We start from the raw sequence: 19,456 nt of genomic DNA on the forward strand, positions 1-19,456 counted from the left end.
AAAGCGTCGCTTTGAGCGACGTCATCCACGTGAAATCAGCTTCACGTCAAAGTCTTTGCCGAGAGATCAAGCCATGTCCGTCCAGTCTGCCGCCTACCGATCCCGCCGCGCTACCCTCAAGAGCAACTTGCTCGTCGGGGTCAGTGCCGCTGCGCTGCTGCTGGGCAGCATTGCGGGAGCGGAGGCGCGCAGCCTGGGGGGCGCAAGCACGGGTTCGGCTACGGCAGCTGCTGCCGCGGCCGCGCAGTCGGCCACCCAGCAGTCGTCGCTCGCGGCCAAGCAGGCGCTGGAGTCGATGGCGCGGGCGGCGGCTTCATTGCAGGCACTGCGCGACGGTCAGGCCGCCGCGCGTGCGGCGGCCTTAGCGGCACAAAGCACGGTCCCGAACGGACTGACGCCCGGAGGACTGGTGACGGCGCCGGGGGCCGGAGCCGTCCCGGGCGTCTGGACCGGCGCCGATCTGCCGACGCAGGCGCAGGGCGGAGGCCGTACGACGGTGACCGTCAGGCAGACAGAGCAAAAAGCGATCCTGAACTGGTCCAGCTTCAATGTCGGGCGCGAGACCGATCTCTACTTCAATCAGACCGCCGGCGGCGCGAACGCGTCGAACTGGATCGCGCTCAATCGCGTCACCGATCCGGGCCTCGCCCCGAGCCGCATCCTTGGCACCATCAAGGCCGAGGGCCAAGTCTATGTCATCAACAAGAATGGCATCATCTTCGGTGGATCGAGCCAGATCAACGTCAACACTTTCGTCGCCTCGTCGCTGAGTCTGTCGGATGAACAGTTCCGCGCCGGCATCAACAAACAGCTCATGGTCTTCGACGATCCATCGGGCAGCAGCATTGCCAAGCCGCAATTCGGCTATCTCGGACAACAAAACCCGAACCAATTTGTCGGGCTCAACGATCCCAGCCAGGTCGCAGGCGCGATCATCGGCGACGCTCCGGGCGATGTGCGGATCGATGCCGGTGCGCAGCTGACAATGGCAAGCGGCGGCAAGGCCCTGATCTTTGCACCGCATGTCCTCAACTCCGGCCGTATCTCGGCGCCCGACGGCCAGGTCATCATGGCGGCTGGCGAACAGATCTACCTCACGACCGATCTGTCTGGCGTTCGCGGTCTCGACGTCGCCGTCTCGGCTCCGATGCGCTGGATGTTCGACTACTACCATATGGCGACAGTGACCGGTCAGGGAAACTGGGTCGGCGACAACGACTACACGCTGGGCTTGAAGAACGTCGTGTTCCCGGAGATGGCAGCGCGTGGCGCTTCGGTCGGTTACAACGTCATCAATAATGGCATGGTGCGGGTCGACCACGGCAACATCACCCTGATCTCCCGCGAGATCGCGCAGAACGGCGCGCTCGAGGCCTCGACCGCGTTGAACAACCGCGAAGGCTCCATCCGGCTGCGCGCCTGGGGCGAGGGCATGATGTCCTACGGCAGCTCGATGCCGGATGGATCGCCGCTGCAATACTGGTCGACCGGCAGGCTGGTGCTCGGCGCCGGCAGCGTGACTACGGCAATGCCTGATCTCAGCGACACCAGCGATATCGAGCTGTCGTCACTGGCGACCCGCTACCGCGCCGGCCGTGTCGAGCTGCGCGGCAACTTGATCGACATCGAAGGGCAAGCCAACGTCATTGTGCCGGCCGGCACCATCAGTATCGTCGCCAGCACCTTGGCCTCGGCCGGTGAGACCCCGGTCACCGGCGAGAAGAATATCCGCGACGGCAGTCGGGTCTATATCGGCGAGGACGCCTATCTCAGCGTCGCCGGCCTGCAGGACGTCGTGTTGACGATGGAGAGCAACGTCGTCACCGGCGAGTTGCGGATCAATGAGCTGCGCGATTCGCCACTGTATCGCGATTCGTGGTTGCGGGGCCTGACGGTCAGCGTCGACAAGCGCGTCAGCGGTCTGTTCAGCGACGGTCCGATGGCGGGTGTCACCTGGATCGAAGGCTCGCCGGGCAAGTGGGTCGGCACGCCGCTCGCCGACTTCTCCGGCTGGATCGGCACCGGCAAGACCAATCTCGGCGAACTCTCCACCAAGGCCGGTACGATCACGATCAAATCGAGTGGCTCGATCATCACGCGGACCGGTTCGTTGCTGGATGTCTCCGGCGGCTCGGTGCGCTACCTCGACGGCTACATCACCACCACCAGATTGCTGGGCGCCGATGGCCGCATCTATGACATCGGCGCGGCGATGCCGGACCAGGTCTATGTAGGCCTCGCCGGCGGCTTCTCGCGGAAGCATGAGCGCGCCGGAATCACCGAGACCTGGACTAACCCATTGAGCGGCGGTGGCACGCGATTCGAGCGGGGCTACACAGAAGGCCGCGACGCCGGCGCGATCCGGCTTTATGCGGCCGAGGCGATCGTACTCGAGGGCGGCTATTGGGGCGGCGTGATCACCGGTGAGCGTCAGTCGGCATCGGGGATGTTCGCCAAGGCCGGCAGCTTGACCATCGGCGGCATCGGCGACGAATACCGAAACTGGTTGGTCGGCAATCTCGTCATCGCCAGCAATCCCGTGCTGCTGGCCGACGGCTTCACCGCAACCTCGACGCTCGATCCGCTGTGGTATTCCGGCAGCACGGGCGACGAGGCGTCGTTCCGCAAGAAGACCACATATCTCGACTCCGACGTCCTGGCGATGGCGGGCTTTGCCAAGCTGGACCTCTATGTCTCGGCCGGATTGACGTTGGGCAAGGGCGAGACGTTGGAGCTGGCGCCCGGCACCGCTCTATCCATCGTCGCCAATGTCGGCAGCCGCTATCCCGCAAGCTTCGCCGTCGACGGCGGCATTCGGATCGCCGGTGGCAGTGTCGTCCTGGCCGGAGCTGCGGCGACCTACGGCGCCGGCACTGTAGTCGACGTCAGCGGCCGGTGGATCAACGATGCCATCGGTGCGGCGTCCCTGATCAAGGGGGGCAGCATCCAGCTCTCCGGGCAATTTGCCGAGGGCGTGATCCTCGATGTTTCCGGCGGCGCCTGGAACGATACCAGCGGCACCAAGTCGAAGCTCAAGGTCGGCGACGCCGGCGCCATCACGCTCTTGATCTCCGATGCCAAGCAAGTGGCGGGCCTCGACCTGCGCGGTTATTCGGCCGGCTCCGGCGGCTCGCTGAACATCAGCACCGATGCGAATATCCGGATCGGCGGCGCCGCATCGGCGGACCCGTCAGAGCTGACGGTGTCGACACGCTTGTATAGCGATCGCGGCTTCCGTTCGCTCGCGCTGACGACGACCGGCAATATCGACATCGCCGATGGCGCCACCATCAGCCAGATTCCGGTCAGCATCGATCTTGCCGGCAGCAATCCCGCAGCTTATGCGTCGGGGACGGCGATGTCCAGCATTGGCCGCCTTGCGGTGCTGCCCCTGGCGGATCGCGCGGTGCGCAGTCCCACCTCGCTCGCGCTCACGGGCAACAATGTCACCGTCGGCCTCGGCTCCCTGCTGCATACCGATGTCGGGGGCAGCGTGAGCCTGTCATCCGCCGGAACCGTAGATCCCGCAACCGGGGCCAATATTCCTGGCGATATCGTTGTGCGCGGCACGATCGACGCGCCGGCGGGCAGCGTCAGCCTGGCGACGAACGGCCGCCTCACGCTGGAGTCGAGCGCGCAATTGCTCGTGCGCGGCGTCGCGGTCGTCCAGAACGATGCGCGCGGGCTTCGATCGGGCAAGGTTCTGGATGGCGGGACCGTCAGCCTGAGCAAATCGTCGCTGATCACGATCGAAAAGGGATCCTTGATCGATGTCTCCGGCGCCAGCGGCGAGATCGATCTCAGCGCGGCCCGCCGCGTCAGCACGGTGCATCTCGCCAGCAATGGCGGCACCATCAGCCTCGACCTGAGCGGCGCCGGTAACGATCTGATCGCCGGCACTTTCCTCGGCCGTTCCGGCGGCACCGGCGCCATCGGCGGAACCATCGACATCGCGGTCGGGGCCTTGTCCCAGCCGACCACGCAGGTGGTGCTGCCGACAGTCCTCTATTATATCGATCGCGATACCGGTGCGATCAGATCGATCAATACCCTCGGCAACCTCGATGTCTATCACGAGTATAGCTCGGGCAGTGATACGGCGTTCCGCTACAGCACGGTTCGCAGCCAGATCGCGACGGCGAGCCGCAGTCTGATCCGCGGCGGCGGACTTGGCATTGTCGATCTCGACGCCGACACCACGCCGAGGGGGATCTCCCAGCCGTTGGTGTCGGTGATGCCGGCCAGCGCGGAGCAGCTCGCGCTCCTGGAAAAAAATTTCTATACCGACGCGGGCGCCACACGGCGTGTGGTGTTGCCGACCGTGACGGTCAAGGTCACCAATATCTCCGCCGATACGGTGAACAATGGCGGCTTCGCCAATCTCAAGGCGAACACCAGCGGATTCATGGTTGCGCCGGGAGTTAATCTTTCGTTCGGCAAGTCGATCACGATCAGCGGCTCCATCGCCAGCGGTGGTGCCGGCACAGCGAGCCTGTCCGCGCCCTATATTGCGCTGCTGACCGGATCGCCCTCGGCCGGCGCCGCCGGCAGCGGCAAGTTCATCGTCGATGCCGAGCTGATCGATGTTACCAGGACCGCCTTCAGCGGTTTTGCCGAAACGCAGCTGGTGGCCGGCCAGTTGCGCATGGGCGGATTGATCACCGACCTGACGACCAACCGGAGCTCGACACTAACGGCCGATGGCCGGCTCGAACTCAAGGTTGGGCAAGTCTATCCCGCTACGGGCGTTGTGGCGTCGATCAAGGCCGGCACCGAACTCGTGGTCGAGCCCAATGGAAGTTCGGAGCTGCCGCTATCGGCGGCCGGCTCGCTGTCGCTCGAGGCGCCGGTAATCGTGCAGAATGGCGTTGTGCGCGCGCCATTCGGCAGCATTACGTTCACGGCCACCACCAACATCACGCTCGGCGAGGGCAGCATCACCTCGGTGTCCGGCGATGGCCTGGTGCTGCCCTATGGCACCTTGATCAACAATGAGTTCTGGGCCGATCCGCTCGTTAGACCGACCTCCGACAATCCGACGCCGATGCTGAGCCAGCTGCCGGAGAAGAAGATCACGCTGAGCGCGCCAAATGTGGAGCTGGCCCGCGGCTCGGTGGTGGATATCCGTGGTGGCGGCGATCTCTATGCCTGGGAAAGCGTGCCCGGGCCAGGCGGATCGCACGACCTGCTGGCGCAGGCCGGCATGTATGCGATCATGCCGGCCGCGAGTTTTGCGAGCGGGTCGCAGGACAAAATCTGGCTCGCAGGCGGCAATGGCCTTGCCGCGGGCTGGTACGCGTTGCTGCCGGCGCGGTACGCGCTGCTGCCTGGGGCCTATGCCATCTCCGTGGTCAAGGGATCGGAAGGCAAGGCGATCAGCGGTTCGGTCAAGATGGCCGACGGCTCGATCGTGATGAGCGGCTACCGCGCCGATGTCTATGGTGGCGGCTCGCAGCAGCAAAGCGCGTCGTGGCGGATCATGTCGGGTGAGACGCTGCGCGGATACAGCGAATACAACGAGGCCTATGCCAACGGTTTCTTTGCCTCCGATGCCTTCAAGCTCAGCCAGTACCGCATAAAGGGCATTGACGTCGTCACGCCGCGGCTGCCGATCGACGGTGGCTCGGTGGTGTTCAACGCCACGACGAACCTCGTGCTCGATGGTTCGTTGTTGTCGCAGTCGCCGTCCGGCGGACGGGGCGGGCTGGTCGATATCGCGGGCTCCAAGATCGCGATTGTCGGCGCAGGCAAGGACCGCAGCGACCTTGCCGGCTATCTGGTGATCGATGCCTCATCGCTCAGCCATTTCGGCGCCGGCAGCCTCCTGGTCGGCGGCAGCCGCAGTGGCGACGCGCGGGGGCTTCTGGTCGACGTCACCGCCACCGACATCGTGGTGCGTAACGGCGAGGAGTCTGCGCTGACCGGACCTGAAATCCTGCTTGCCGCCAGCGCCACCATCAATGTCGACGACGGCAGCGTGATCGCCGCCAGGGGCGAAACCTCCGGCAGCGGCGATCTCGTCATCGCTCCCCAGATCGCCGGCGATGCCACCTTGTCGACGCCGTCGAAGGACTACGGCGCGCTGATCCGGATATCGAATGGCGATGTGGCCAAGGTGCTGCGCCAGAACGTTGACACCACGATCGGCGGCATCGTCAGTATCGGCGCCAACGCGACGCTGTCAGGCGGCAAGGCGCTGTTGATCGATGCCACCCGGAACACGATGGTTGCCGGCAGCGCCAAGCTCTCGGGCGCGGCGCTGTCGCTGGCCAGCGGCCGGATCGGCTTCGGCGGCGGCGCCGGTGGCTTGGTGCTCGATGCCGTCTCGCTGGCGCAACTCGCCAATACCCAACAATTGACGTTGCGCAGCTACAGCACGATCGATTTCTACACCTCGATCGATCTCGGGCGCGCCGGGCTCAAGGCGGTGACACTGGATGCCGCCGGCCTGGTCGGCTATGGCAACGGCACGATCGCGGCGACCGGCGGCAGCCTCACGCTGGACAACAGCGGCGGCAATTTTACCGAGCCGGTTGGCGCCGGCCACGCGCAATTGGTGTTGAGCGCCGATGAAATTGTGCTCGGCGCCGGCAGCAAGGCGCTGCGCGGCTTCGATGCGGTCACCATGACCGCGAGCCGGCAGATCATCGGGCAGGGCAACGGCGCCATCGATGCCGGTAGCGCCGCCGTGGCTTTGGCGGCGCCGGTGTTGACCGGCCGTGGCGGCGCATCGCAGTCGGTCGCCACCACCGGAGCGCTTAGTGTGCGCGGCGGCGACAGCGGGACATTGGCCTCGCCCGAGGGCAGCCTCGGCACCCGCTTCGCTCTGACCGGCGCCAGCGTGGATTTCGGCGGTCGCATTGTTGCCCTCGGCGGCGCGGTCAGTCTGACCGCGATCGGTGGTGATGTCGTCGTCGGCAATGGCGCGCTGATCGACGTTGGTGGATACAAGAAGCAGTTCTACGATGTCGCGCAATATGCCGATGCCGGCAGCATCGCTCTGACCGCGGTTGGCGGTTCGGTTCGGCTGGCGGCCAACTCCGTCCTCAACCTGGCCGCGCCTGCCGAGGGCGGCAATGCCGGCAGCCTGGTGCTGACCGCTTCGGGCGGCGGCACGGTGACACTGGGTGGAAAAATCGCGGCACAGGCCGGCCTTGGCGGCAGGGGCGGCTCATTTACGCTCGATATCGCCGCCTTGCCGGACTTCGCCGGCGTGAGCCAGACCCTGAATGCCAGCGGCTTCACGCGGTCGCGCCAGTTTCGTGTCCGCTCTGGTAACGTCGTGATCGACGGCACCACCGACGTCGCCGACTTTGCGCTGATCGCCGACCAGGGGGCGGTGACCCTGGCAGGGACCATCGACGCGCGCTCGGAATATGGCGGCAACATCGCGATCAGCGCCGGCAACGGGCTGACCATGCTCGGCTCGACACTGTTGCGGGCCGGCGCCACCGGCGCATTGGGCAGCGGTCGCGTCACGTTGGAGGCCAGCGGCGGGCAGCTCGACGTGCAGGGCGGTTACATCGATGTCTCTGGTGGCGATGGTGGCCGCGTTCGGTTCCGCGCGCGGCAGTCGGCCAGCCACGACGAGGTCGCGGTGAGCAATCTGCGCGCGACGATCGTCGGTGCGCGCTCGGCGGTACTCGAAGGCGTCAGCGTCTATAACAGCAATTCGGTCGATGCCGTCCGTGGGGACGCGATCGCCCATGCGACGACCTTCGCCGGCCACGCGGCCACGATCGCCGCCCGGCTCAACGCCGGCGGCAGTGTCGCGGTGATGCCCGGCATCGAAATCCGCAGCAGCGGCGATCTGACCGCCGAAACCGACTGGAACCTGTTCGCCGATTTCGGTGCCAACGCCCGCGAGGGCACGCTGACGCTGCGTGCCGCAGGCAACCTCACCATCCTCGGCAACATCAGCGACGGCTTTTCGGCGGCGGACCGCAGCGGCGTGCTGCAGGACACCGCGTCCTGGAACCTGCGGCTGGTGTCGGGCGCCGATCTGACTGCAGCGAGCGCGATGGCGCTTACGCCGTTGACGGCCCTGCCGTCCGGGAGCGGTTCGCTCATTGTTGGCGATGCCGGCAACGGCTACCAGGTCCGCACCGGCACCGGCGACATTGACGTCGCGGTCGGACGTGATCTGCTGCTCGCCCACAGCGCTTCGGTGATCTACACCGCCGGCCGCGCCGACGGAGCGCTCGCCAATTTCATGCCGGCCGCTGGCGCCACCTACGGCGTACTTGGCGGCAACCTCAACATCGCCGCTCAGGGCGGCGCCAGTTCGGCGCTTCCGGCCAATCCCCACGACAGCCAGTTGTTCGTCGAATGGCTGAGGCGGCAGGGTGACACCGACTCGGACTATGTCTATTACGCCGGCCAGCAGAGTTCATGGTGGGTGGACTACAGCGCGTTCCAACAGGGCGTTGGTGCACTCGGTGGCGGCAACGTCTCGGTCTCGACCGGTGGCGACGTCGTCAACATGCTGGTCGCGCTGCCGAGCAACGGCCGCGTCAGCGGCGGTCTTACCTTCGGCGAAGCCAAGGTGCTCGAGGTTCGCAATGGCGGCCTGATGGACGTCAACGCGGGCGGTGCCATTCGTGCCGGTTACTATTATGTAGGCCGCGGCGCCGGCACCATCACCGCGGGCGAATTCGCCGTCGGTCGCGAGGTCTCCGTCGTCAAGAGCGACGTGCAGACCGATGTCTATGCGATCTCGCCCGTCATCGCGCTCGGGGACGCGACCATCAGCGTTCGCACCGCCGGCGATCTGCGGCTGCAGACCGTGCTCGACCCGTTGCTGCTCGGTAGCAGCTATTGGGACTTTGGTGCCTACATGAGCGGCTACACCGCCCGGACAGCGCTCGATCTCACGTCGGTCGGCGGCAACGTCATCCTGGTCAACCAGGGGCAATATATCTCCAAGAATCTCGACGTCACCGACCCTTTCCACAGCCCCGACCTGCCGTTGGCCCTGATGGGACAGCTCGCCGTCAATCTCTATCCATCAATGACCCGCGTCACCGCGCTCAACGGCTCGATCACCAATCAGGCACGGTTCTTCACCATGCCGGGCCGCACTCCTGAACTGCGCCTGTTGGCGGCGGACAATATCGACACCGGCACCATCGTGATGTCGCGTGCGACGCTCGCTATGATACCTTCGCCACTCCAACCGGTCGGCGGCGACATCGCGACGATCAAGTTGGACATGGCGTCGAACGTCTCCAGTGCGCCATTTCAGCAGCAGGCCTTCCAGCTCATCCTTCTGAACGATATCGATGTGTTGACCTATTACGGTCCGGGGACCCACGGCAGCTATCTCGAGAGTGTCCGCAACCCGAAGCATCTGGACAACGAAGACGATTACGATCCGAGCCGTTTCTACGCGCTGAACGGCTCGATCACGGGGACCCCCGTAACCGGCCAAACCAATTTTGCGCCGGGTATCGTCACGACCAACGAGCAGACCTGGTTCCGCGCTGGCACTGACATCCGCAACATCGGCTACCGGCTGCGCAACCTGCACCGCACCGACGTCTCGTTGCTCGAGGCCGGCAAGGACATCATCGGCGGCAACATCGTGATCCAGGGACCGGGCGCTATCGCGCTCGCGGCCGGCCGCGACGTCTATGGGGCCGCCTTCACGATCGAGAGCCGCGGCAATAGCGAGTACGACGGCAATAACCGCGCGGTCGAGACCACGGAAGTTCTCGGCCTGCCGCGCGGCGGCGCGGCCATTTCGGTGATGGCAGGCCTCAACGGCAAACAGGCGTCGTACGATGCGCTGGCGGCAGCCTATCTCGATCCGGCCAACGTCGCGTCGATGCCGGACTATCTGAAGACCACGGTCGACGGGGTCGTGCTGCCGATCTATCTGACCGATGCCGTCGGGGATCGCGGCGGCGTCAAGCGCACGGTACGCGACGGCCTGGTCTCATTCGTTCGCGAGATCACCGGCGAGACCCTGTCGCCGCAAGCCGCCTGGGCCCGCTTCCAGGCGATGCCCGCCCTGACCCAACAGCGCTTCCTGCGCCAGGTCTACATGCAGGAGCTGAAAGCCGCCGGCGACGACCAGTTGACGCTGGGCGCCGATGGCCGGCCGATCAACGGCGGTTACAGCCGCGGCTATGCCGCGATTGCAACCATGTTCCCGGGCAAGGACTGGAGCGGCGGCGTCAAGATCGGCAATGCCACCTTCCGCACCATGGCGGGCGGCGCCGTCGACATTCTCACTCCCGGTGGCGGTCTGCAGGTGGCGGCACTTGGCACGGTCGCGCCGCCCGGCGCCGGCCTGATCACGCTCGGCAATGGCGACATCAACATATTCGCCCGCGACAGCGTCACCGTGAACCGCTCGCGCATCCTCACCTTCGCCGGCGGCGACGAGGTGATCTGGTCGACGCTCGGCGACATCGATGCCGGCCGTGGTGCCAAGACCACGCGCGTCCCATCGGCGCCGGAAATCGTCACCGATGCCGACGCCGTCACGAAGGTTATGGAAAGGGCTGACATTTCCGGCAGCGGCATCGGCACCATCATCGGCTTCACCGGTGTCGAGCCCGGCGACGTCTCGTTGATCGCTCCGGTCGGCACGGTGGATGCGGGCGACGCCGGAATCCGGGTCAGCGGCAACTTCTCCGTGGCGGCGATGTATGTGCTCAACACCGACAACATCAAGGTCGGTGGTGAGACCAAGGGCATGCCAAAGGTGCAGCCTGCGGCCGTCAATCTGACGGTCGAAACCAAGGACAAGGCGGCAGCCGACGCGGTCAAGGACGCGACGCAGCAGCCTGCGAATGAGCGGCCGTCGATCATCATCGTCGAGCTGCTCGGCTTTGGCGGCGAGAGCGATCAGGAAACGCCGCGACGCGATGAAGAGCCGCGTCAGGACGAAGAACGTCGCAGGAACGAGCGGCGCAGTTACAACTACGATCAGACAAGTCCGGTTCAAGTATTGGGGGCCGGCGCGCTGTCGGATATGCAGACCGAGGCTCTGATCTACGAGAAGAAAAAGCAGGTGCGCTGACCCCAAATGTGGCCGATATCACCAGCGCTTCCGACGTCGAACTGAGGGGCGGCCCTTAAGGTGCGACCGGCAAGTCATTGAATGTGTTCAACCCGTTGCTGACTCTTAATCAGCGGTCCCGGTTTCGAGCCCTGGTGCGCCGACCAAAGCAAGATGAACCACTTGCGACGCTTGTGAATCAGAGCACGCCTTTTGGTTGGAGGCCGGCTTGATCCATTCTGAAGTTCAGTCAGAAGCTGAGCCTGAATTGTTCCGCGCTTCTACTTCGTTCCTTACCTTCACGCGCACGAGATATAGCGCGGATTGATGGTCCAGGTCGATTACACGCCGATCGTAAAATAGGATACTGGAGCGAAGAAATCGGATGGTCGGAGTAGTGCCCTCTCGGACTGAAGTCGATCTTGGGGCTAGGGGCGCCCCAAGCTGGGGTCTAGCCAGCGCGGAGCCGGCACAAGTCTTGTTCGGCGGCTCGCGCGATGAGTAGTTAAGTAAACCATTGAGTCTTCTCGCCCGGCGGCTTTTCGCCATTGGCGGAGATGCGGCGCGTTTCGGTCATTAGATCATCGGATCAATAAGGACGCGCAATGAGCAACGGCTGGACGTTTTCGCCGCCTGCCATGAGGGGATTCGACGGCTCGAAGTGCTCGCGCAGTTCTCGCCTTTTGACGAGCGAGCGTGCCTCAACAAAGGCGTCCTTCAGGCGTTTAGCTTGCCGGAGTGCGACATTGAAAAAGGCGTTGCCGAAATAGGTCCACTTGGCTTTGTCCTGGCAGCCGAACGATGGATGGTCGGCATCGGCCGCGGTGATGACCAACGTATCGGGGTTCGCGAGACGAGGGATAAAGATCCCGGAATAGCAGGCCGAGATGACCACCACCTTGTATCGCATACCGGTCCGCGCCAGCATGGCAGCGAGATTGGACGGCGTGAGCGTTTGCGTAAGCCGCCCCGCTTTGATTGCGAGCCCGTCGGGGGAGCCGTGCGAGGTGAGAATCAAGAACAGAACATCGTTCTCGGCGTCCATCCCGTTGGCCGCTGCCTGCAAGGACCTAGCCAGGCCTTCAATCGTTGCACCTCCGCCTTTCTTCCCATTGTATTGCACGTTGAGCGTGCCGCTCCCGAAACGGCCCGCTACGACCCGTGCTGCGCCGATCGCCTCGTTTCTAAACACGCCCTGATCGCCGAAAAGGCCGAAGGACACGATGCTCACCTTGCGAGCATCCTCAACGGCGTGCGCCGGCGAAACCGACAGCGCAATGGTCAAAACAAAGGCGATGAGCAGCGCGCCCAACCGGCCGATCCAACGTGGATGCACAGCTTCACAGGCCATTTCGTTCAACAGGTCACGTGAAAGAGCCCGATCCTCCTGGCGTGCGACCGGTTGAACATCCGGATCGCCTCGGGTGTCGGCCTCAACAGCACCTCGCAGCCCTTCCTTTCGAAATAGGCTTCGGCTTCCGGCGACAGGTGCACGTTGCCCATCTGACCGGAACCAATGACCACCTGGTCGCACCCTTTCTCGAAGAGAAACTTTGCCTCGTCTTTTGAAAGCACATGCGAGGTACCATAGAGCTTCTTCGATAGCTTCTTTTTCCGTTTCACAACTTCGCCGGAAAGACGAACGACCACGTCGTGCTGATACGTCGTCCCGTCAATCGTAATCGCGCCGAATGTGGTACTGTCAATCTTCATCGTGACCTCCTGATCAGACTCCAGCTCCAATATGCAACAGTGAGGCGCCTCGACGTCGGCATCATCCTCACCCAAGAGCGTTCCAATAGGGCACATCGATCGTTATAGCCGCATACAGCTCTTCGAAAAAATCTCGTCTCGTAAGGGCTACTGCGTAAGGGCTCTTGACCAAAAGCACGCTGTTCGAGCAGGCAGCCCTCGCCAAAATACAAAGGCAAACAGGGCGTCGTGAATCCTATTCGGCCGCGCTTTGTGCTAGGCTTCCAGCCGTCCATACCTTGAACAAAGCGAAATTAAAACAGGAGGATGGGCCCGACACAGACAATCAACCAGATCCTCCGGTGCAGTCTGCGGTTTCTCAGCGAGGTCAGTCTTGCCTGCGGCCATACAAGGGGGTGTCCCAGGAGAGATGTTCTTGCTCACCTCGAGGAGACGCTCATGACGGCTCCGCTTGACGAGGGGAGAGACGATCATGATCAAGATGAAGATTAATGGCCAGGAACAGAATTGGGATGGCGATCCCGATCTTCCGCTGCTCTGGTTCATCCGTGATGAAGTGGGACTCACCGGCACCAAGTTCGGCTGCGGCCAGGCGCTGTGCGGCTCATGCACCGTCATCGTCGACAAGCAGGCGGTGCGCGCCTGCATCACCTCCGTGTCCGACGTCGGCGGCCGCGAGGTCACTACTATCGAGGGCCTGCACCCGACCGGCGATCACCCGGTGCAGAAGGCCTGGCGGCAACTCAACGTGCCGCAATGCGGCTTTTGTCAGACCGGCCAGATCATGCAGGCGGCGGCGTTGTTGATGGATAATCCAAAGCCGTCGCACGACCAGATCCGCGAATCCCTGTCCGGGAATATCTGCCGCTGCGGCTGCTACCAGCGGATCGAGAACGCGGTCCATCTCGCTTCGACGGGGGTGTGACATGAATATCCTTACCAATCCCAGCAAGCTTCGCGGTTTTGAGAAGCACATCAAGGTCGAGAACATTTCGCGGCGCAGCATCCTCAAGGGCCTCGGTCTCGCCGGCGGTTTCGTGCTCGCCGCACCCGTAATGACGCGTACGGCCTTTGCATATGAGACCGGCGCCAGCCTGATGCCGCACGGTACTGTGGTCGATCCGCGCGTCTTCGTCTCGATCGCGTCGGATGGAATGGTCACCGTCGTCGCGCACCGTGCCGAGATGGGAACCGGCGTGCGCACCAGCCTGCCCATGATCGTCGCCGAAGAACTGGAAGCCGACTGGAAGCGCGTTCGCGTCCAGCAAGCGCATGGCGACGAGGTCAAGTTCGGTAACCAGGACACCGACGGCTCGCGTAGCACACGGCATTATCTGATCCCGATGCGCCAGATCGGCGCCTCGGCCCGCACCATGCTCGAGCAGGCCGCCGCAAAACGCTGGGGCGTGCCGGCAGCCGAGGTAAGGGCCGTCAATCACGAAGTCGTCCACAGCGCGAGCGGGCGCAAGCTCGGCTTTGGCGAATTGGCCGCCGATGCTGCCAAGGAGTCGGTGCCGAGCGTTGAAGGCCTGAGGCTGAAGGATCCCAAGGATTTTCGTTACCTGGGCAAGGGCGAGATCGGCATCGTCGATCTCCACGACATCACGACGGGCAAGGCCCAATACGGCGCCGACGTGCGGTTGCCCGGCATGAAATATGCTGTGATTGCCCGCCCGCCGGTGACTGGCGGCAAGGTGGCGTCGTTCGACGGCGCGGAGGCGATGAAGGTTTCCGGCGTCGAGAAGGTGATGGAAGTCAAGGGCTGGCCGTGGCCCTCGAAGTTCCAGCCGCTGGGCGGGGTCGCCGTGATCGCGCGCAATACCGGCGCGGCGATCAAGGGCCGCGACGCGCTGAAGATCACCTGGGACGACGGCGCCAATGCCAAATACGACTCGGTTGCCTATCGGGTCGAACTCGAGGAAGCGGCGCGCAAGCCAGGCCTCGTCGTGCGCAAGGAAGGTGACGCCGAAGCCGCGCTGAAAGGCGCCGACAAGGTAATCGTGGGCGAGTACTATTTGCCCCACCTTGCCCATGTCGCCATGGAGACGCCGGTCGCGGTCGCCGACGTCAAGGGCGACAAGGTGGAGGTCTGGGCTCCCGTGCAAAGCCCGGGCGGCACCCGCGAGGACGTCGCGAAGACGCTCGGCATCCCCGAGGAGAACGTGACGGTCAACGTCACGCTGCTCGGCGGCGGATTCGGGCGCAAGTCGAAGTGCGATTACGCCCTCGAAGCCGTGCTGCTCTCGAAAGAGCTCGGCGCGCCGGTCAAGGTGCAGTGGACGCGGGAGGACGATATCCGCAACGGCTTCCTGCACACCGTCTCCGTCGAGCGCATCGAGGCGGGTCTCGACAAGAGCGGCAAGGTGATCGCCTGGCGGCATCGCAGCGTCGCCCCAAGCATCGCCTCGACCTTTGCGGACGGCACGGTGCACCAGGCGCCGTTCGAGCTCGGCATGGGGCTGGTCGATATGCCCTTCGAGATCGCCAACATCCAGTGCGAGAACCCGGAAGCGGCCGCGCACACCCGCATCGGCTGGTTTCGTTCGGTGTCGAACATCCCGCGCGCCTTCGCGGTGCAATCGATGGTGGCAGAGATCGCGCAGGCCACCAACCGCGACCCGAAGGACATGCTGCTGGAGCTGATCGGTGCGCCGCGGATCCTCGACCTCACCTCGGTGAAGGATTTATGGAACTATGGCGAGCCCTACGACAGCTATCCGATCGACACCGGACGGCTCCGCAAGGTGGTCGAGCTGGTCGCCGACAAGGGCGGTTGGGGACGGCAGGTGCCCAAGGGCCACGGCCTTGGCATTGCGGCGCACCGCAGCTTCGTTAGCTATATCGCGACCATCGTCGAGGTGGCTGTCGACGACAAGGGCACGTTGACGGTGCCACGGGTCGATACCGCCATCGACTGCGGCACCTACGTCAATCCCGAGCGCATCCAGTCGCAGATCGAGGGAGCGGCCATCATGGGGATGAGCCTCGCCAAACATGGCGAGATCACCTTCAAGGACGGCAAGGTGCAGCAGGGCAATTACGACGACTTTCCGGTGATCCGGATCGACGAATCCCCTGCGGTCACCAACGTCTACATCGTGCCGCCCGCCAGCCCAGATACGCCGCCGAGCGGCGTCGGCGAACCCGGCGTGCCGCCGTTCGCGCCGGCGCTGATCAATGCGATCTTCGCCGCGACCGGCAAACGCATCCGCGCGTTGCCGATCGGCAAGCAACTGGAGGCGTGAGGCGGAACGTAACTTCGCAACAACCGTTTCATCGGTCTGGACAGGAGACGGACCGATGAAACAGATCTCGGCGGCGCTCGCGGTATCGCTACTGTCGGGCGCCTTTCTTTTGAGCGCGCAAGCTGCGAGCGCCCAGGCTGATCCGCCACCGGCCACTGCTACACGGCCGGCAAAGACGCCGAAGGATCAGAGCTCTGTACCAAGCAATGCGCCGAAAGCCACGCGAACCCAAACCACCGGCGAAGGCAGCCGCGATCCGACGGTGAAGGAAATGAACGTGAAGGAGAAAGGCAAGATCGAACGGATGGGCAAGTAGTTTGGCCCATCACATTTGGCTTTTTCCAGTGCCCAGCCAGACTGCACCGCGATATATTGCGTGCCGTCTAAGTTTGTAACGCCCTGTTCAAGCAGATTGATGGGGCTATGACTTCGCGTTAATATTTCGCGCCTTGGCCGGGTTGCAGATGAATTACAATCTGCGCCCTCGAAGAAATGCTACTGCAAGTAGAATGAAGCTACGATCCCCCGGTCGCCTGCCTGCTCATTTCTAGTAGTGATACCCCACCTAATGTGAGTTCTGGCGGTCAGCCGGGACTTGTAGGACTTTCGATCCGTTGTATTGTAGGCGAAGCATGCGGAATTCGCATGGCTGCTTCTCGATAGGCGCAGCGTCACAATAAACAATAAACAGGCGCGAACCAACGTGCCGGTTTGGATAGAGGCCGACATGGCCGTTGGTGGATCGTTTGACACGTTCCCCAAGCTGCTGGCGCGAAACGCCGCGCAGTTTAGCAGCCGTCCTGCGCTTCGGCATAAGGATCTCGGTATCTGGCAGACTTGGACCTGGGCTCAAGTCGCAGAGATCGTGCGGGCTTATGCTGCGGGCTTGCAGCGACTGGGTCTGCAGCCAGGAGATACGATCGCCGTCGTTGGTGCCAACCGGCCGAAGCTCTACTGGACGCTGATGGCAGCGCAGGTGCTCCGCGCGATTCCGGTTCCGGTCTATTCCGATGCCGTGGCCGACGAGCTTGCTTATGTCCTCGCTCATGCCGATGTGAAATTTGCTGCAGCGCAAGATCAGGAGCAGGTCGATAAAGTTTTGTCGGTATCGGGCCGGGTACCCCATCTCCACAGGATTGTTTACGACGAGCCGCGTGGCCTCGATGACTACGATCACAGCCGATTGATCGCAATCCACGATGTCATCGAAGACGGCCGCGCCGCGCTTGCCTTCAGCGCAGCGCTCGGCAGGCAGATCGATGAATTCATCCGGCAGGGTGAAGGCTCTGATATCTCGATCATCCTCTACACCTCGGGAACAACCGGCGCCTCGAAGGGCGTCATGCTGTCGGCGAGAGGCTGCATCGACGCTGCAACCGATACGGTCAGGTTCGACAGACTGACCGACAAGGACGTGGCGCTCGCTTACCTGCCGCTCGCCTGGGTGGGCGATCACTACCTTAACTATGCGCAGGGACTTGTCGCGGGATTCTGTATGGCGTGTCCCGAGAGGGGCGAGACGATCGAGCAGGATCGGCGCGAGATCGGACCAACCTTCTATTTCGCCCCGCCTCGCGGTTTCGAGGCCATGCTGACGCGGTTAATGATCCGCATGGAAGACGCTGCAGCCATCAAGCGGCGCATGTTCAACTACTTCCTTGGCATTGCGCGGCGGTATGGCGAGTCCATTTTGACCGGAAAGCCGGTGCCGCTGTCTGGCCGGCTGCTCTATGCGCTCGGGCGTCTAATGGTCTACGAGCCCCTCAAGAACGTTCTTGGCTTGTCTCGCGTGCGCGTCGCCTACACTGCAGGCGAGGCCATCGGCCCGGATCTGTTCGCGTTCTACCGCTCGATCGGATTGAACCTGAAGCAACTCTACGGTCAGACCGAGGCGTTCCTTTACGTTACCTGCCAGCCTGACGGTGAGATCTACTCCGATACGGTCGGTCCGGCTGCACCGAACGTTGACATCCGCATTGCGGAAACAGGCGAGGTGCAGTTCCGTTCACCAGGCATGTTCGTCGGCTACTTCAAGGATCAGGCGAAGACCGCGGAGGCCATGACAACCGACGGCTACGTCAAGACCGGCGATGCCGGTTTCATCGACGAGAAGACCGGGCACCTGAAGATCATCGATCGCGCGAAGGATGTCGGTCGGCTGACCGACGGCACGATGTTTGCGCCGAAATATCTCGAGAACAAGTTGAAGTTTTTTCCAAACATCAAGGAAGCGGTCGTTTACGGCGACTCCAGGGATTTCGTTTGCGCCTTTCTGAACATCGATCCAATCGCGGTGGCGAATTGGGCGGAACGTAACAACATCGCATACGGTTCCTATCAGGAACTGGCGGACCATCCACTGGTCTACGACATGGTGGCGAAAGATGTTACCGAGGTAAACCGCTCCCTCGCAGAGGGGAGGGTGCTGGCGGGCGCCCAGATTCGTCGCTTTCTCATCCTGCATAAAGAGCTCGACGCGGACGATGGAGAATTGACGCGCACCCAGAAAGTTCGCCGTCGGTTCATCGCCGAGCGCTATGCGCCTCTGGTCACGGCGCTCTACGACGGTTCGCATGAAGCCGACATTTCCACCGAGGTCACTTTTGAGGATGGCCGCAAGGGCGTGATCGCGGCTCGCGTCAAGATCCGCGACGTGCAGACAATTGGCGCTACGCAACCTCTGGGGAGAGCCGCATGAGGATGCCGGATACCAGCGGAATCCTGCTTCAGGTCGAAGGGGTATCGCTGGCGTTTGGCGGCGTGAAAGCGCTGAAGGGCGTTTCGTTTGACATCAGGAAAGGCGAAATTCGCGCCATCATCGGACCGAACGGCGCCGGAAAGACCTCGATGCTCAACGTCATCAATGGCTTCTATCATCCTGATCGCGGCGCCATCACCTTCAAGGGAGAGACGCGCGCCCGGATGCAGCCGTTCGAGGCGTCACGTGGCGGCATCGCGCGCACCTTTCAAAACGTCGCCCTGTTCAAGGGAATGAGCGCGCTCGACAATATTATGGCCGGCCGCACATTGAAGATGCGCCGGGGCCTTCTGTGGCAGATGCTGCGCTATGGCCCCGCGCTGGCAGAGGAGATCGAGCATCGGAACCGGGTCGAGGAGATCATCGATTTTCTGGAGATTGAGGCCATCCGCAAGGTGCCGGTTGCGCGTCTGCCTTATGGCCTGCAGAAACGCGTCGAACTCGGCCGCGCCCTTGCGATGGAGCCAGATCTTCTTCTCCTCGACGAGCCGATGGCAGGCATGAACCTCGAGGAGAAGGAGGACATGTCGCGCTTCATCATCGACGTCAACAATCACTACGGCACGACCATTGCGCTGATCGAGCACGACATGGCGGTGGTGATGGATCTCTCCCATCGGGTGGTGGTGCTCGATCATGGCGTGAAGATCGCCGACGGTACCCCCGATGAGGTCAAGAAGAATCGGGGCGTCATCGACGCCTATCTCGGCGTCGCGCACTAAGGAGCATTGC

The 19,456-nt window shown here is 63.3% G+C and carries 8 protein-coding genes; 6 read left to right on the forward strand and 2 right to left on the reverse strand.

Translation table 11 applies throughout. The features are described from left to right. Positions 1–73: 73 nt before the first annotated feature. Positions 74–11,029, forward strand: coding sequence for a filamentous haemagglutinin family protein (locus ACVJGD_RS42920; RefSeq protein ID WP_456639727.1), 10,956 nt, complete (start codon positions 74–76; stop codon positions 11,027–11,029). Positions 11,030–11,597: 568 nt separating this feature from the next. Here the strand turns inward: ACVJGD_RS42920 and ACVJGD_RS42925 are convergent. Together ACVJGD_RS42925 and ACVJGD_RS42930 are read right to left on the reverse strand one after the other, a co-directional pair. Continuing rightward, complete coding sequence (locus ACVJGD_RS42925) at positions 11,598–12,359, reverse strand: C13 family peptidase (protein WP_456640568.1); 762 nt, start codon at positions 12,357–12,359, stop codon at positions 11,598–11,600. Between the two features lie 5 nt (positions 12,360–12,364). After that, positions 12,365–12,796 carry an Mth938-like domain-containing protein gene (locus tag ACVJGD_RS42930; RefSeq protein WP_456639728.1) on the reverse strand — a complete coding sequence of 144 codons (432 nt, stop codon included), beginning with the start codon at positions 12,794–12,796 and terminating at the stop codon, positions 12,365–12,367. Positions 12,797–13,193: 397 nt separating this feature from the next. Here ACVJGD_RS42930 and ACVJGD_RS42935 point away from each other — a divergent pair, with 397 nt between their 5' ends. The 5 genes from ACVJGD_RS42935 (at position 13,194) to ACVJGD_RS42955 (ending at position 19,446) form a co-directional block, all read left to right on the forward strand. Further along, a complete protein-coding gene (locus ACVJGD_RS42935) occupies positions 13,194–13,646 on the forward strand; it encodes a (2Fe-2S)-binding protein (protein ID WP_456639729.1) in 453 nt (150 codons plus the stop codon). A 1-nt stretch (position 13,647) separates the two neighbouring features. Next, positions 13,648–15,966 carry a molybdopterin cofactor-binding domain-containing protein gene (locus ACVJGD_RS42940; protein WP_456639730.1) on the forward strand — a complete coding sequence of 773 codons (2,319 nt, stop codon included), beginning with the start codon at positions 13,648–13,650 and terminating at the stop codon, positions 15,964–15,966. A 55-nt stretch (positions 15,967–16,021) separates the two neighbouring features. Then, entirely contained in the window at positions 16,022–16,282 is a 261-nt protein-coding gene (locus ACVJGD_RS42945; RefSeq protein WP_456639731.1) for a hypothetical protein, read from the forward strand. Between the two features lie 411 nt (positions 16,283–16,693). Beyond that, a complete protein-coding gene (locus ACVJGD_RS42950) occupies positions 16,694–18,664 on the forward strand; it encodes an AMP-binding protein (RefSeq protein ID WP_456639732.1) in 1,971 nt (656 codons plus the stop codon). Beyond that, on the forward strand, positions 18,661–19,446 hold the full coding sequence (locus tag ACVJGD_RS42955) for an ABC transporter ATP-binding protein (RefSeq protein ID WP_456639733.1): 786 nt from the start codon (positions 18,661–18,663) through the stop codon (positions 19,444–19,446). The genes ACVJGD_RS42950 and ACVJGD_RS42955 overlap by 4 nt, the downstream gene beginning before the upstream one ends. Positions 19,447–19,456: the final 10 nt, after the last annotated feature.

The organism is Bradyrhizobium sp. USDA 10063, from assembly GCF_054063735.1.

What these genes read in the sequence shown, in the direction of transcription:
- ACVJGD_RS42920 (WP_456639727.1), top strand. Translation starts at nt 74, where the DNA reads ATGTCCGTCCAGTCTGCCGCCTACCGATCCCGCCGCGCTACCCTCAAG.
- ACVJGD_RS42925 (WP_456640568.1), bottom strand. Translation starts at nt 12,359, where the DNA reads ATGGCCTGTGAAGCTGTGCATCCACGTTGGATCGGCCGGTTGGGCGCG.
- ACVJGD_RS42935 (WP_456639729.1), top strand. Translation starts at nt 13,194, where the DNA reads ATGATCAAGATGAAGATTAATGGCCAGGAACAGAATTGGGATGGCGAT.
- ACVJGD_RS42940 (WP_456639730.1), top strand. Translation starts at nt 13,648, where the DNA reads ATGAATATCCTTACCAATCCCAGCAAGCTTCGCGGTTTTGAGAAGCAC.
- ACVJGD_RS42945 (WP_456639731.1), top strand. Translation starts at nt 16,022, where the DNA reads ATGAAACAGATCTCGGCGGCGCTCGCGGTATCGCTACTGTCGGGCGCC.
- ACVJGD_RS42950 (WP_456639732.1), top strand. Translation starts at nt 16,694, where the DNA reads ATGGCCGTTGGTGGATCGTTTGACACGTTCCCCAAGCTGCTGGCGCGA.
- ACVJGD_RS42955 (WP_456639733.1), top strand. Translation starts at nt 18,661, where the DNA reads ATGAGGATGCCGGATACCAGCGGAATCCTGCTTCAGGTCGAAGGGGTA.